Origin of the sequence: Salinibacterium sp. SWN248 (assembly GCF_015864575.1) — a bacterium.
GTDB lineage: Bacteria > Actinomycetota > Actinomycetes > Actinomycetales > Microbacteriaceae > Rhodoglobus.
In genome coordinates this window covers 1,869,008-1,882,940 of the sequence record NZ_JADYWW010000001.1, presented here as the reverse complement: position 1 = coordinate 1,882,940, position 13,933 = coordinate 1,869,008, and the positions used below count along the sequence as shown (strand labels likewise).

Here is a 13,933-nt window from a genome sequence, read left to right as displayed (position 1 = left end):
GGTGCTGTCCGCATACTCTCAACAAAAGAAATACATACTGAGCATAACTTTAAACCTCAAGTCGAGGTTGATAGTTTCCAGTGGAGGCCGAAAAGTGACATCAAACCAGAACTACCTCGCAGTCATCAAGGTAGTCGGCATCGGTGGCGGTGGCGTGAACGCTGTCAACCGGATGATCGAGCTCGGCCTGCGAGGCGTCGAGTTTATTGCGATCAATACCGACGCCCAGGCGCTGCTCATGAGCGATGCAGACGTCAAGCTCGACGTCGGTCGCGAACTCACGCGCGGACTTGGAGCCGGCGCCGATCCTGAGGTTGGCCGTCGTGCTGCCGAGGATCACGCCGAAGAGATCGAAGAGGCGCTTGCGGGCGCCGACATGGTCTTTGTTACCGCGGGCGAGGGTGGTGGAACGGGCACCGGTGGTGCTCCCGTCGTCGCCCGCATCGCTAAGTCGATCGGCGCGCTCACGATTGGTGTTGTCACGAAGCCGTTCGGTTTCGAGGGCAAGCGTCGTTCGTCTCAGGCAGAGATCGGTGTAGAGACCCTCAAGAACGAGGTCGACACCCTCATCGTCGTTCCCAACGACCGCCTCCTTGAGATCAGCGACCGCGGCATCAGCATGCTCGAAGCATTCTCGACCGCCGACCAGGTTCTGCTTGCTGGCGTTCAGGGCATTACCGACCTCATCACGACCCCGGGTCTGATCAACCTCGACTTCGCCGACGTCAAGTCGGTCATGCAGGGTGCCGGTTCTGCACTGATGGGTATTGGCTCATCACGCGGGGCCGACCGGGCGATAAAAGCAGCAGAACTTGCTGTGGCGTCACCGTTGCTCGAAGCCAGCATTGACGGAGCGCACGGCGTGCTGCTCTCGATTCAGGGCGGATCGAACCTCGGTATCTTCGAGATCAACGATGCCGCTCGTCTCGTTCAAGAAGCCGTTCACCGTGAGGCCAACATCATCTTTGGTGCCGTCATCGACGACACCCTGGGCGACGAGGTTCGCGTCACCGTCATTGCCGCTGGCTTCGACGGGGGAGAGCCCTCGGCTAAGCCTGTTGAGGGTCGCCGCACCAATTACGTTGTTCCCGAGCCCCCGGCCGAGCACATCGCAGCTGACGAGAAGGCTCCGACCAAGGAAGCCGATTGGAAGTCGCAGCCCAGTGCGGTTCCCGCGACACCGATCGATCGCAGTTTCGATGATGACGACGAGAACGACAACGATCTCGACGTTCCTGACTTCCTGAAGTAGTCGCAATGGTCGACCTGACTCCGTTAGGCGAACGACTCGCAGCGGTCGACGACACGATCGCGGATGCCGCACGCGCGGCATCCCGCGATCTGTCGTCGATCACACGCATCGTCATCACCAAGTTCCATCCGGCGAGCCTCGTGCGAGAGCTGCACGGATTGGGCGTTCGTGACATTGGCGAGAATCGTCATCAGGAAGCGCAACCGAAGGCTGCCGAGTTGGCTGACCTCGATTTGCGGTGGAACTTTGTCGGTCAGTTGCAAAGCAAAAAAGCACGCCAGGTGCGCGCCTATTGTCAGGCGGTGCACTCCGTAGATCGTGATTCATTGATCACCGCGCTGGCCAATGACGACGCTGACACTGCGCTTGATGTGTTCGTTCAAGTCAACCTCACCGATGATTCCGGTCGCGGTGGCGTGGTGCCCGTTGAGCTGGAAGCCTTCGCCGACCGCGTCGCTGACGCGTCAGGGCTGCGGTTACGCGGCCTCATGGGCGTTGCGCCGCTCAACGGCGACCCACGGCCTGCCTTCGCCGCTCTGCGGGCGTCGTCCGAGCGCGTGCAGGTGAACCATCCGGATGCCGCAGCACTGTCTATGGGCATGTCAGGAGACTTCGCCGAGGCTATTGCCGAAGGCGCGACACACCTACGAATTGGCACGGCAATCACGGGAAAACGACCCGACCATGGTTAATCTCGAAGCAGAAGCTTCACCATTCGGAGGATTATCATGGCCAACCCACTGCGCAAGACAATGGTCTACCTCGGCCTCGCCGATGAGGACTACGAGTACGAGCAGGGACCAGCCGCGCCGGCTGCTCCTGTTGCAGCAGCACCCGCACCAGCGAGTTCTAACCGTGCCCCGGTTACTCCGTTGCGTCGCGCTGCACCCAGCACTGCGGAGGCAGAGATGAACGAGATTTTGACGGTGCACCCGCGCCAGTACAAGGATGCTCAGCTCATTGCTGAGAACTTCCGCGAGGGCATCCCCGTGATCATCAACCTGTCTCAGATGAGCGAGCCGGATGCTCGTCGTCTCGTGGACTTCGCCAGCGGACTCTCGCAGGGCCTCTACGGCAAGATCGAGCGCGTCACCAGCAAGGTCTTCTTGCTTTCTCCGGCACACGTTGCCGTGAGCGGCGAGCAGGCTGAAGTTGAGTCTGACGTCGACGCTTCCTTCTTCGCTCAGTAGCCACACTGCACGGCGGGTGATGTGAAGCCCGCTAATCTAGAGGGGTGAATCCCGTTTCTGTTATCGCCCTGGTGGCTTACTACGCCATCACTTTGTTCATGTTCGCGATGTGGGCTCGGTTCATTCTCGATCTCGTCGTCGTCTTCGCTCGAGGATGGCGCCCCAGCGGCATTGGACTAGTTCTTTCTGAGCTTGTGTTCACGATCACTGATCCTCCGATCAAGGCGGTTCGCAAAGTTGTCCCGATGATTCGAATCGGCAACGGAGCACTCGATTTATCGTGGATGCTGGTCATGCTCGTATGCATCATCCTTACCTCCATTTTGCGGGGCTTTTAGAACTAGCCGCGACAGATGTACTCTTATCGGAGAGCATGCGGCAACTAATCAGGTTTCGTTACTACGATGTGATGCGAACGTTGAACGTTGTGTATACGTTGAAAGAAAGTGTTAGAGGTGGCGGAAATGGCTTTGACTCCAGAAGACGTGGTCAACAAGCGGTTTGAATCAACTAAATTCCGCGAGGGATACGACCAAGATGACGTCGATGACTTCCTCGACGAGGTTGTTGTTGAATTGCGCCGTCTTAACCAAGAGAACGACGAGCTCCGTCAGCGCTTGAGCGCTGCAGAGGCTCGCGCAACTGAACTTCAGCAGAACGCGAGTAGCGCTCCTGCTGCCGCTGCTCCTGCCGCGATTGCCGCTCCGGCGCCCGCTGCAATTGAAAGCGCGCCCGCTCCTGCTGCACCCGCCGCCATCGAGCCGGCTTCGTCGGTTCTCGACGACGCTAGTAGCACCAACAATCTTCTTCAGCTTGCGCGTCGCTTGCACGAAGAGCACGTCCGCGAAGGCGTCCAGAAGCGCGACGCTCTTATCGCTGAGGGTCAGGCATCCGCTGCCGAGATTCTCGCTGAGGGCAAGGCATCTGCCGCCGAAGTTGTGGCTGCAAGCAAGGCAACAGCCGCTGAGCTCGTTGCCGAGGCTGAAGCGCAGCAGCGCGAGCAGATCGGCACTCTCGAACGCGAACGTGAAGCTCTTGAGGGTCGCATCGAGTCCCTCCGCAGCTTCGAGCGTGAGTACCGCGAGAAGCTCAAGAGCTACATTGAGGGCCAGCTTCACGATCTCGATTCTTCGAGCCTCGTCACCGCTGGTGGTTCCGCAGCTCAGCAGGGCCAGGCTCCGGCATCGCAGCCTTCTGGTCACTTGACTCCGGAAGACTTCGCTACGCCCCAGTCGGCACAGCAGCCTCCCGCCAGCTTCTCGGGATTCTCCGGTAGCTAGTTTTTCTGCAATGGCCGTCAGTCGGTCGGTGAGAGCTTCGGCTCCGCCGCCGCTGGCGGCTTTTGCTGTGTTCGCACCAATCCCAGCCGCGCTGGGGGAGTGCGACACGTCCGTTTAAGAGCATCACTATCAAGGAGCATCATGGAAACCCGAAGCTTGCCGGTTCCTGAGGGCCTTGCGGGGCAGCGCGTTGACGCTGCTCTCGCCAAACTGCTGGGTTTCTCCCGCACTTTCGCCGCCGAGGTAGCGGCCGGTGGCGGGGTGACGATGGATGGTGTTGCGGTCGGCAAGTCTGACCGCCTCGTTGACGGTTCCTGGCTCGAAGTGTCGTGGGTTTCCAAGACCGAGCCTCAGATCGTTCCCGTAGTTCTTGACTCTCTTGGCATTATTTACGATGACGAGCACATTGTTGTTGTCGATAAGCCGGCCGGAGTAGCGGCCCACCCATCAATTGGCTGGGATGGCGTTACAGTTCTTGGCGCACTAGCCGGCGCGGGCTACCGCATCTCGACTTCGGGCGCCGCGGAGCGTGCGGGAGTCGTTCACCGTCTGGATGCTGGAACAAGTGGCCTGATGGTCGTCGCGAAATCTGAACTCGCGTACACCGGACTCAAGCGTGCATTCCATGACCGCGAGGTCACCAAGATCTATCACTCCGTCGTACAGGGACATCCTGATCCGCTCGCCGGCACCATCGATGCGCCGATCGGGCGTCATCCGGGCTCGAGCTGGAAGTTTGCGGTTGTCTCGGGCGGTAAGGACTCGATTACCCACTACGAAACGTTGGAAGCGTTCCCGTCGGCCGCTCTGGTCGAGGTGCACCTGGAGACCGGGCGCACGCATCAAATTCGTGTTCATATGGCCGCGCAACGGCATCCCTGTGTTGGGGACACCATGTACGGTGCCGACCCTACGATCTCATCTCGCTTGGGTCTGACTCGCCAGTGGTTGCATGCCCACAACCTCGGTTTTGCGCATCCCGCAACGGGCGAACAGGTCTCGTTCGAGTCGCCGTATCCGGCCGACCTTCAGGCAGCACTTGAGGTGCTTCGAGCCGACTAGGGCGCGTCAGTTATAGTCTCATCGGCCCGCTGGCTTAGGCTGGATTTCGAAAGAATTCGGAGTGTCTTTGGCTGCCAATAACGACTCGTTTGTGCATTTGCACGTTCACAGTGAGTACTCGATGCTCGACGGAGCGGCCCGTGTCGGTCCGCTGCTGGATGCCGCTGTTGAGCAGGGCATGCCCGCGATCGCCATCACCGACCACGGCAACATGTTCGGTGCTTACGACTTCTGGAAACAGGCGACAGCCCGCGGTATTAAGCCGATTATCGGTACCGAGGCGTACATCACGCCGGGCACATCGCGCAGTGATAAGACTCGCGTGCGCTGGGGCGGTAGCCACCAGGTTCGTGATGACGTCGGTGGTAGCGGTGCTTACACCCACATGACGTTGCTTGCCCAGAACAACGAGGGCATGCACAACCTCTTCCGGTTGTCGTCGCGAGCGTCTATTGAAGGTTTCTACTTCAAGCCGCGTATGGACCGCGAACTTCTGAGCCAGTATGCGAAGGGCATCACGGCAACGACAGGCTGTGTCGGTGGCGAGGTTCAGACGAAGCTCCGTCTTGGCCTGTACGACGAGGCGAAAATAGCCGCGGCTGAGTTCCAAGACATTTTCGGCAAAGAAAACTTCTTCGCTGAAATCATGGATCACGGCATCGATATCGAGCGCCGCACAATGCTCGATCTTCTGAAGCTCGCTAAAGAGCTCGATATGCCTCTGCTCGCAACGAACGACTTGCACTACACGCATGCCCATGACGCCACGGCCCACGCCGCGCTCCTGTGTGTTCAGTCAGCGTCAACGCTCGACGACCCGAACCGTTTCAAGTTCGACTCGAGCGAGTTTTACCTCAAGACGGCTGCTGAGATGCGGTCGCTGTTCCGCGAACATCCTGAAGCCTGCGACAACACGCTGCTCATTGCCGAACGCAGTGAAATTAGCTTCGAAGGCCGCGACCTCATGCCACGTTTCCCCGTTCCCGAGGGGGAGACCGAGGCGACCTGGTTCGAGAAAGAGGTCGCCCGTGGCATGAACAAACGGTTCAACAACGCACCGTCTGACGCGCACCTCGCCCAGGCGAAATACGAGGTCGATGTCATTCAGCAGATGGGGTTTCCCGGCTACTTCTTAGTGGTCGCCGACTTCATCGAATGGGCAAAGTCCCAGGGCATCCGCGTCGGACCAGGGCGTGGATCCGCCGCCGGCTCGATGGCGTCCTATGCCGTGGGCATCACAGAACTTGACCCTCTTGCGCACGGACTCATCTTCGAGCGCTTCCTCAATCCCGAGCGTGTGTCGATGCCCGACGTCGACGTCGACTTTGATGACCGGCGCCGCGGCGAAGTCATTCGCTATGTCACCGACAAGTATGGTGACGACCGGGTTGCGCAGATCGTCACCTACGGAACGATTAAAGCCAAGCAAGCTCTCAAAGACTCCGCTCGCGTGCTCGGAATGCCGTACTCGGTCGGCGAGAAGCTGACGAAGGCGATGCCTCCCGCCATCATGGGAAAGGATATTTCCCTCGGCGATGTGCGCAACAAAGATGCGGCACGGTACAAAGAAGCCGCCGACATCCGGGGAATTCTCGATACGGACCATGAAGCGGCGAAGGTCTTCGAAACCGCTGTTGGCCTCGAGGGACTCAAGCGCCAGTGGGGCGTGCACGCCGCCGGTGTTGTGCTGTCTGCAGAGCCATTGCTCGATGTGCTTCCCATCATGCGTCGTGAAGATGACGGCGCGATCATTACCCAGTTTGATCAGCCGCCGCTGGAGAGCCTCGGCCTGATCAAGATGGACTTCTTGGGTCTTCGTAACCTTACGGTGATCGAAGATGCTCTCAAAATGATCGCTGCCAATACTGGTTCACCTTTGATCATTGAAGACCTCGATCTCGATGCCGACCAGAAGACCTACGATCTGCTGGCGCGAGGTGACACTCTTGGGGTGTTCCAGCTCGATGGCGGCCCCATGCGAGCGCTGCTCAAGCAGCTGAAGCCCACCAACTTCGAAGACATCTCGGCTGTAATTGCGCTGTACCGCCCGGGTCCTATGGGAATGAACTCCCACACCAAGTACGCGCTGCGTAAGAACGGCTTGGAAGGGATCGATGCGATCCACCCCGAGCTTGAAGAGCCGCTGAAAGAAATTCTCGGCACGACCTTCGGCCTCATCGTGTACCAAGAGCAAGTGATGTCTGTGGCGCAAAAGGTCGCGGGCTTCACGCTGGGTCAAGCCGACGTTTTGCGTCGCGCAATGGGTAAGAAGAAGAAGGAAGAACTCGACAAGCAGTTCATCGGCTTCGAAACCGGAATGCTCGACAACGGCTTCAGTAAAGAGGCAGTAAAGGTCCTCTGGGAAACCCTGATGCCCTTTGCCGACTACGCCTTCAACAAGGCGCACAGCGCCGGCTATGGCGTGCTCAGCTACTGGACGGCGTACCTCAAGGCGAATTATCCCGCCGAATATATGGCAGCGCTGTTGACGAGTGTTGGTGACTCCAAAGACAAGCTGGGCATGTACCTGAGCGAGTGCCGTCGCATGGGCATCAAGGTTCTGGCGCCAGACGTTAACGAGTCGACAGTGAACTTCACCGCTGTGGCTGGCGACATCCGATTCGGTCTCGGAGCAGTGCGCAACGTGGGCGCTGCGGTTGTGGAGCAAATCGTTCGGGCGCGCACTGAAAAGGAGCGCTTCGAATCGTTCCACGATTTCTTGCGGAAGGTATCGATCCAAGTCGCCAACAAGCGCACGGTCGAGTCTCTGATCAAGTCGGGAGCCTTCGATTCGCTCGGGGCGACCCGTCGTGGCCTGTTGGAGATTCACGAAGACGCGTGCGATTCAGCCGTCAGCCTCAAACGAAATGAAGCCAACGGTCAAGTAGACCTCTTCGGCGGAATCTTCGATTTCAACGAAGACGAGGATGGCGTTCCCGAGCGGCCGGAGTGGTCGAAGCGCGACAAGCTCGCGTTTGAGCGCGAAATGCTGGGCCTGTATGTTTCTGATCACCCGCTATCGGGTCTTGAGATCCAGCTGGCGAAGCATCAAGACTTCACCATCACTGAGGTGCTTTCGGGCGACGTGGTCGCGGATGGCGAGCATGTTTCGATCGCCGGGTTGGTGACGAGTGTGCAACACCGGGTAGCCCGCAATAGCGGTAACCAGTACGGAATCGTCACCGTCGAAGACTTCGGCGGCGAAATCGACGTCATGTTCTTGGGCAAGACCTATCAAGAGTTTGCGCCCGGGCTGGTCAATGACTCCATCGTCGTGGTTCGCGGTCGCGCGAGTGCTCGCGACGATGGCATGAACCTGCACGCAGTGAGCATGTTCTCGCCCGATCTAGGTGCGAGTTTGGGTTCTGGGCCGATCGTACTGACGCTAAAAGAACAGCGAGCCACGACCGAGGTTGTTTCGGGACTTGGCGAGGTCCTCATCCGTCATTCCGGAAATATCGAGGTGCGATTGCGCCTCGTGCGTGACGATGTTGCGCGGGTCTTTGAGCTCCCGTATCGGGTGAAAGTTTCGGCAGATCTCTACGGAGAGTTGAAGTCGCTGCTTGGCCCGGGCTGCCTCGGCTAGGACTGCACGAAACGCGTTAGCGCTGCTCGTCGTCCGTGAGCTCGACGGGACGCATATAAGTGCGTTCGTGGTAGAGCAATGCTTCGTCTTCGGTGCCAAGGGTGCCGTGGTCGATTTCGACGACGACAATCGCATTGTTATGCACGGGATGCACTTCAATGATGTGTCCGATCGCGATCGCGGTCGCTTCCTCAAGCAGCGGGAGGCCGTGTTCGCCTGGGCTCCAGTGGTCGCCCACAAATCGCAGGTCATGATCGGCCGCCATCTTCTCGGCCAGATGACGGCTTCGCGGGCCGAGCATGTGGATAGCAACTCTGTTGCCGACGGTGATGGCAGGCCAAGAACTGGAGACTTGAGCCATGTTGAAGGTGGCTAGCGGTGGCACGGCAGCAAGCGAGGCGAGAGACGTGGCGGTGAAGCCGACGGGATGGCCGTCGGGCGCGAGCGAAGTGATCACCGCGACACCGGCCGCGTGTCGTCTGAAGGCGCCCTTAAAGGCGTCGATTCCGTCTGCTACTTCTGAATTTTCCATGTGCTTGCTACAACCCTAATTGGAGTAGGCGCATTCCTTGCAGATAACGAACTAGCATGGTTGAGCTATGTCGCTGAATACTATTGATCTTCGGTCCGCCGCTTTGAGTCGTGCGGAACTCACTCGTGTCATCCCTCGCGCCCAAATGGACGTGTCTGTTGCGTCTGCCGCGGCCATCCAACTGATTGAGGATGTACGCGAACACGGCGAGCAAGCGTTGCTCGATCAAGCAGAGCGCCTCGATGGGGTGCTTCCTGAGCGCGTACGAATTCACGCGGATGAGATCACTCGCGCCACGCGGGCGCTCCAACCTGCTGTACGCGAGGCTCTCGAACTCGCTATCGACCGAGTGCGCACGGCGAGCAAAGCGCAGGTGCCGCCCGCGATGATGACTCAGTTGGGCGACGGCGCCGAGATTATTCAGCGCTGGCAGCCTGTCAACCGCGTCGGTCTCTACGTTCCCGGCGGCAAGGCCGTGTACCCGTCGAGTGTGATCATGAACGTCGTTCCGGCGCAGGTCGCTGGTGTCTCTTCCGTGGCCTTGGCTTCTCCGCCTCAACGAGCCTTTGGGGGAGCTGTTCACCCGACGATCCTCGGCGCTGCCGGTCTTCTTGGCGTCGATGAGGTCTACGCGATGGGCGGTGCCGGTGCGATTGGCGCGTTTGCTTATGGCGTTCAGGAGTTGGGGCTCGACCCTGTTGACATCATCACTGGTCCGGGAAATGTCTACGTAGCGGCGGCGAAACGTGCCGTTCGTGGTGTGGTTGGCATCGATTCCGAGGCCGGCCCTACCGAGATTTTGATCATTGCTGATGGTTCGGCTGATCCGCGCCTCGTTGCTGCCGACTTGCTGAGCCAAGCAGAGCACGATGAACTTGCGGCCGCCGTGCTTGTTACAGACTCAGAAGAACTTGCGGATGCCGTGCGCACGCACCTGGCCGAGCAGCTTGCCGTGACGCCACACTCCGTTCGCGCGAGCGCCGCTCTCGACGGCCAGCAATCAGCGATCGTCCTCGTGAGCGATATGGCAGCCGCTGCCGCGCTCAGCAATGCGTATGGCCCGGAGCACCTCGAGATTCAGACGGAAGAGTCTGGTGCCGTGCTCGACATGATCGATAACGCCGGAGCAATTTTCTTGGGTGATCAGTCACCCGTGAGCTTGGGGGACTACCTCGCTGGCTCCAATCACGTGCTTCCTACAGGCGGTCAATCTCGCTTCTCTTCCGGGCTCGGGGCGTATACCTTCCTTCGCCCGCAGCAGATCATTCGCTACAGCCACGACGCTCTCCGCGAGCTGGAGCCGCACATTGTGGCGTTGAGTTCTGCTGAGGATCTTCCTGCCCACGGTTCGGCTGTGAGTGAACGATTCCGCGACCGCTAAGCGGGTACTCTTAAGGCACTATGTATTGCCCTTTTTGTAGGCATCCTGACAGCAGGGTTGTTGATTCGCGCACCAGCGATGATGGTCTTTCGATCCGTCGTCGCCGGCAGTGCCCCGAGTGCGGTCGCCGTTTCTCGACCACCGAGACCGCTTCGTTGAACGTCATCAAACGCAACGGTGTTGTCGAGTCCTTTAGCCGCGAGAAGATCGTGAGCGGCGTGCGCAAAGCGTGCCAGGGGCGCCCGGTCACGGATACTGACCTCGCAGTGTTGGCGCAGAAGGTTGAAGAGGCCATTCGTGCGACAGGCGCTGCTCAGATTGATGCCAACGAGATCGGCCTAGCGATTCTTTCGCCGCTGCGCGATCTAGACGAGGTCGCCTACTTGCGTTTCGCGAGCGTTTATCAGGCGTTTGACTCGCTCGACGATTTCGATGCTGCTATTAGCCAACTGCGGTTGGATCACGGCACCGCCTCCTAACTAAACCATCCGGTTTCGCTGTTTCCCGCCTTCTATCGCTGAGAGCACCGTTAGCTATGTACGACTTCTTTTTCCGCACTGTTCTCAAACGACTCGACCCTGAGTTTGCTCATTCGCTGGCCTTTTCGGTGATCAAGGTGCTTCCGGTGATTGGTGTGGGCACGCTACTGCAGCGTCCGGTGGATCCTGCGCTTCAGGTGAAAGCTCTGGGGCTGACCTTTGATTCACCGTTCGGTGTCGCAGCAGGCTTCGATAAGTCGGGTTCCGGCATCCACGGGCTCGGACAATTGGGCTTCAGCCATGTTGAAGTCGGCACGATTACGGCGTTACCGCAGCCTGGCAACCCCAAGCCGCGGTTGTTTCGGCTTGTTGCCGACCGCGGAGTCATCAACCGCATGGGCTTCAATAATGCGGGGGCGTCCAAAGCCTCGATGGTGATTGAGCGCGCTCGTAAACGCCCGGGGCGCCCGATCATCGGCATCAACATCGGCAAGTCGCGTGTTGTTGCCGTCGAGGATGCCGTTGCAGACTACCTCTCGAGCACTCGTGCCCTCGCGCCGCTCGCAGACTACTTAGTGGTGAACGTCAGTTCCCCCAATACTCCGGGGCTACGTGGCCTTCAGGAGATCGACAAGCTCAAGCCGCTGTTGGTTGCGGTCAAGTCGGCTGCTGGCCAGACTCCCGTGCTGGTCAAGATTGCCCCCGATGTCACGGATGACGAGGCTCGGGCCATTGCTCAGCTTGCGGTCGACGAACTCGACGGCATCATCGCCACCAACACCACGCTGTCGCGAGAGGGCCTTGCGACCCCTGTCGACGTCGTTGAGGCCGCCGGAGCCGGGGGAGTGTCGGGCAAGCCTGTCGCTGCTCGCTCGCTCGAGCTTTTGCGCGTAATTCGCGCCGTTGTTCCCGCCGATTTCTGTGTGATTTCAGTGGGCGGCGTCGAAACGGCTGCGGATGTCGCTGAGCGTCTCCGCGAGGGAGCGACGCTCGTTCAGGGCTACACAGGCTTCATTTATCGCGGCCCGTTCTGGGCGCGCTCAATCAATCGCGGTCTCTCGAAACTGTTTCGCGCAGAGAACGCTGCATAGCCGATTCCCTAAGGAACCGGCCGGCGTCGTGACTAGCTCGGGAACTGGCCGCGCTTCACCTGAGGCTTCGGCAAACGCATGATGCGCAGCTGAAGCGAACGCATCGCGGCGTACCAGCGCACGCGCTCGGCGCGAGACTCACCAAATTTGGCGTTGATCAGTTTGCGCAAGCGCAATCCGAGTAGAACGGCGTCGATTGCGGCGATGATGAAGAAGCCCCACAGGAAGAGCAAGCCGAGGGCTTGAATCGTGGGGTCGTTGATGAACGTGAGGATAATCACGGCGAACATCACGGGGACAAGCAACTCGCCCACGTTGAAACGTGCGTCAACGTAGTCGCGCACGAAACGCTTCTGCGGACCGCGGTCGCGGATCGGCAGGTATTTTTCTTCACCGTTCGCCATGCCCACGCGAGCTCGTTCGCGTTCGACCTGCATTTGGGCCCGAGCCGTACGCTTAGCTTCTTTGCGGTCGTTGGAGACCAGCGGGCGAAGGTTTGCGGCCTCACGTTCTTTGCGCGTGGGGGTGGGACGTCCTTTGCCGGAACTGACGCTGTCGTTCGCGTCGGAGTTCTCAGGATTGGGGGTGTTTTCGGTCGAAGATGTTTTTGCCACGGGGTTCCTTGCGTTGGTGTCGATCTAAGATTACTCGTATGACTCACACGCCGCAGCCGACGTCAGCGTCGACGACTCCCGATCCTTTGCTCGTTGCTCTTACTGAGGCTGTTGACGGCGCTTTGCCGGCCACGATTGCGGAGCTGTCAACTCTGGTTCGAATCCCTTCGGTGTCGTGGGATGGCTTCGATGCACATCAGGTCGCTCGCAGTGCTGAAGCTGCGCGAGCGTTGATCGACGGTATTGGAATTTTCGACACCGTTGAGCTGGCTCAGGCCCCGATTCATGGCGACACACTCGGGCATCCGGCGGTGCTTGCCACGCGCAAGGCGAAGAACGGAAAGCCCACCATTCTGTTGTATGCGCACCACGATGTGCAGCCTCCCGGTCAGGATGCCGATTGGGATTCACCTCCCTTCGAGCCGACAGTGCGCGGTGATCGTCTCTACGGTCGCGGCGCGGCTGATGACAAGGCGGGGATCATGGCGCATGTTGCGGCGATCCGCGCTTTCGTCGACACCGTCGGGCCCGACTTTGATCTCGGCCTTGTTGCTTTCTTCGAGGGCGAAGAAGAGTTCGGTTCACGATCATTCGCCAACTTCATCGTTGAGAACCGCGACAAGCTCGCGGCTGATGTGATCGTGGTTGCCGACTCGGACAATTGGGATGTGAACACACCGTCGCTCACGGTCGGCCTCCGTGGCAACGTGACCTTCAAGCTGAAGGTGTCCACGTTGGCGCACGCCTCTCACTCGGGAATGTTCGGGGGAGCGGTTCCGGATGCGATGCTTGCGACCATCAAACTGCTGGCGACCCTGCACGACGAGAACGGTGCTGTCGCTGTTCAGGGGTTGACGAGTCGTGAATCCGAGACTCCGGAGTTCAGTGAAGAAAAACTTCGTCACGAGGCAGGGTTGCTCGAGGGCGTCACCTCAGTGGGTTCGGGAAGCGTGCTGAGCAGGCTGTGGGACAAGCCGGCAATCACTGTTACCGGGATCGATGCGCCTAGCGTCCAGAACGCGTCAAACACATTGGCGCCCACCGTAACAGTCAAAGTCAGTGCACGAATTGCCCCTGGACAGGATGCGGATGACGCGTTCGAAGCGCTTCGCAGCCATCTTGAATCCCATGCGCCGTTCGGTGCGCATCTCGAAATTTCCGACGTCGACACGGGTAGCCCGTTCCTCGTCGATACGAGCGGGTGGGCTGTAGACGTCGTGAAGTCAGCCATGCGCGAGGCGTGGGGAAACGAACCGCTTGAGACTGGGATTGGAGGCTCTATTCCGTTCATTTCGGATCTTGTTGAAGTTTTCCCTGAAGCCCAGATTCTTGTGACTGGCGTCGAAGATCCCGAGTCACGGGCGCACAGCCCCAACGAGTCGCTTCACCTTGGCGTTTTCAAGCGGGCTATCCTCACGGAGGCGCTGCTGCTCGCAAAGTTGGAACGTCGGGCGTAGAATTACGTC

13 protein-coding genes are annotated in these 13,933 nt (G+C 59.4%); 11 read left to right on the top strand and 2 right to left on the bottom strand.

What is annotated here, in order from left to right; genetic code table 11:
* Positions 1-94 precede the first annotated feature (94 nt).
* The 7 genes from ftsZ (at position 95) to dnaE (ending at position 8,370) form a co-directional block, all read left to right on the top strand.
* Positions 95-1,252: a cell division protein FtsZ gene (gene ftsZ / locus I6E73_RS09015; RefSeq protein ID WP_197124685.1), complete on the top strand. Its 1,158-nt coding sequence runs from the start codon at positions 95-97 to the stop codon at positions 1,250-1,252.
* A 5-nt stretch (positions 1,253-1,257) separates the two neighbouring features.
* Positions 1,258-1,944, top strand: coding sequence for a YggS family pyridoxal phosphate-dependent enzyme (locus I6E73_RS09010; RefSeq protein ID WP_197124683.1), 687 nt, complete (start codon positions 1,258-1,260; stop codon positions 1,942-1,944).
* A 36-nt stretch (positions 1,945-1,980) separates the two neighbouring features.
* On the top strand, positions 1,981-2,442 hold the full coding sequence (locus I6E73_RS09005) for a cell division protein SepF (protein ID WP_197105529.1): 462 nt from the start codon (positions 1,981-1,983) through the stop codon (positions 2,440-2,442).
* Positions 2,443-2,486: 44 nt separating this feature from the next.
* On the top strand, positions 2,487-2,780 hold the full coding sequence (locus tag I6E73_RS09000; RefSeq protein WP_197105530.1) for a YggT family protein: 294 nt from the start codon (positions 2,487-2,489) through the stop codon (positions 2,778-2,780).
* 126 nt (positions 2,781-2,906) lie between these two features.
* Positions 2,907-3,722, top strand: a complete 816-nt coding sequence (locus tag I6E73_RS08995; protein ID WP_197124681.1) for a DivIVA domain-containing protein — start codon at positions 2,907-2,909, stop codon at positions 3,720-3,722.
* A 141-nt stretch (positions 3,723-3,863) separates the two neighbouring features.
* Positions 3,864-4,784 (top strand): RluA family pseudouridine synthase, encoded by a 921-nt coding sequence (locus I6E73_RS08990; protein WP_197124679.1) that lies wholly within the window; start codon positions 3,864-3,866, stop codon positions 4,782-4,784.
* A 67-nt stretch (positions 4,785-4,851) separates the two neighbouring features.
* Complete coding sequence (gene dnaE / locus I6E73_RS08985; protein ID WP_197125244.1) at positions 4,852-8,370, top strand: DNA polymerase III subunit alpha; 3,519 nt, start codon at positions 4,852-4,854, stop codon at positions 8,368-8,370.
* A gap of 16 nt (positions 8,371-8,386) precedes the next feature.
* Here dnaE and I6E73_RS08980 read toward each other — a convergent pair whose 3' ends face one another.
* Positions 8,387-8,902 carry a flavin reductase family protein gene (locus I6E73_RS08980; protein ID WP_197105533.1) on the bottom strand — a complete coding sequence of 172 codons (516 nt, stop codon included), beginning with the start codon at positions 8,900-8,902 and terminating at the stop codon, positions 8,387-8,389.
* Between the two features lie 67 nt (positions 8,903-8,969).
* Between I6E73_RS08980 and hisD the strand changes: the two genes are divergently transcribed.
* Genes hisD through I6E73_RS08965 form a run of 3 tightly spaced genes read left to right on the top strand, consistent with a single transcriptional unit; the run spans position 8,970 to position 11,853 of the window.
* Positions 8,970-10,283, top strand: coding sequence for a histidinol dehydrogenase (hisD, locus tag I6E73_RS08975; RefSeq protein ID WP_197105534.1), 1,314 nt, complete (start codon positions 8,970-8,972; stop codon positions 10,281-10,283).
* 20 nt (positions 10,284-10,303) lie between these two features.
* Complete coding sequence (gene nrdR / locus I6E73_RS08970) at positions 10,304-10,762, top strand: transcriptional regulator NrdR (protein WP_197124677.1); 459 nt, start codon at positions 10,304-10,306, stop codon at positions 10,760-10,762.
* Between the two features lie 56 nt (positions 10,763-10,818).
* Positions 10,819-11,853 (top strand): quinone-dependent dihydroorotate dehydrogenase, encoded by a 1,035-nt coding sequence (locus tag I6E73_RS08965; RefSeq protein ID WP_197124675.1) that lies wholly within the window; start codon positions 10,819-10,821, stop codon positions 11,851-11,853.
* A gap of 32 nt (positions 11,854-11,885) precedes the next feature.
* On the opposite strand, the gene I6E73_RS08960 is transcribed toward I6E73_RS08965, so the two are convergent.
* A complete protein-coding gene (locus I6E73_RS08960) occupies positions 11,886-12,467 on the bottom strand; it encodes a DUF3043 domain-containing protein (protein ID WP_197105537.1) in 582 nt (193 codons plus the stop codon).
* Between the two features lie 38 nt (positions 12,468-12,505).
* Between I6E73_RS08960 and I6E73_RS08955 the strand changes: the two genes are divergently transcribed.
* Entirely contained in the window at positions 12,506-13,924 is a 1,419-nt protein-coding gene (locus I6E73_RS08955; RefSeq protein WP_197124673.1) for a dipeptidase, read from the top strand.
* Positions 13,925-13,933 lie beyond the last annotated feature (9 nt).

What these genes read in the sequence shown, in the direction of transcription:
- I6E73_RS09010 (WP_197124683.1), top strand. Translation starts at nt 1,258, where the DNA reads ATGGTCGACCTGACTCCGTTAGGCGAACGACTCGCAGCGGTCGACGAC.
- I6E73_RS09005 (WP_197105529.1), top strand. Translation starts at nt 1,981, where the DNA reads ATGGCCAACCCACTGCGCAAGACAATGGTCTACCTCGGCCTCGCCGAT.
- I6E73_RS08995 (WP_197124681.1), top strand. Translation starts at nt 2,907, where the DNA reads ATGGCTTTGACTCCAGAAGACGTGGTCAACAAGCGGTTTGAATCAACT.
- I6E73_RS08990 (WP_197124679.1), top strand. Translation starts at nt 3,864, where the DNA reads ATGGAAACCCGAAGCTTGCCGGTTCCTGAGGGCCTTGCGGGGCAGCGC.
- I6E73_RS08980 (WP_197105533.1), bottom strand. Translation starts at nt 8,902, where the DNA reads ATGGAAAATTCAGAAGTAGCAGACGGAATCGACGCCTTTAAGGGCGCC.
- hisD (WP_197105534.1), top strand. Translation starts at nt 8,970, where the DNA reads ATGTCGCTGAATACTATTGATCTTCGGTCCGCCGCTTTGAGTCGTGCG.
- nrdR (WP_197124677.1), top strand. Translation starts at nt 10,304, where the DNA reads ATGTATTGCCCTTTTTGTAGGCATCCTGACAGCAGGGTTGTTGATTCG.
- I6E73_RS08965 (WP_197124675.1), top strand. Translation starts at nt 10,819, where the DNA reads ATGTACGACTTCTTTTTCCGCACTGTTCTCAAACGACTCGACCCTGAG.
- I6E73_RS08955 (WP_197124673.1), top strand. Translation starts at nt 12,506, where the DNA reads ATGACTCACACGCCGCAGCCGACGTCAGCGTCGACGACTCCCGATCCT.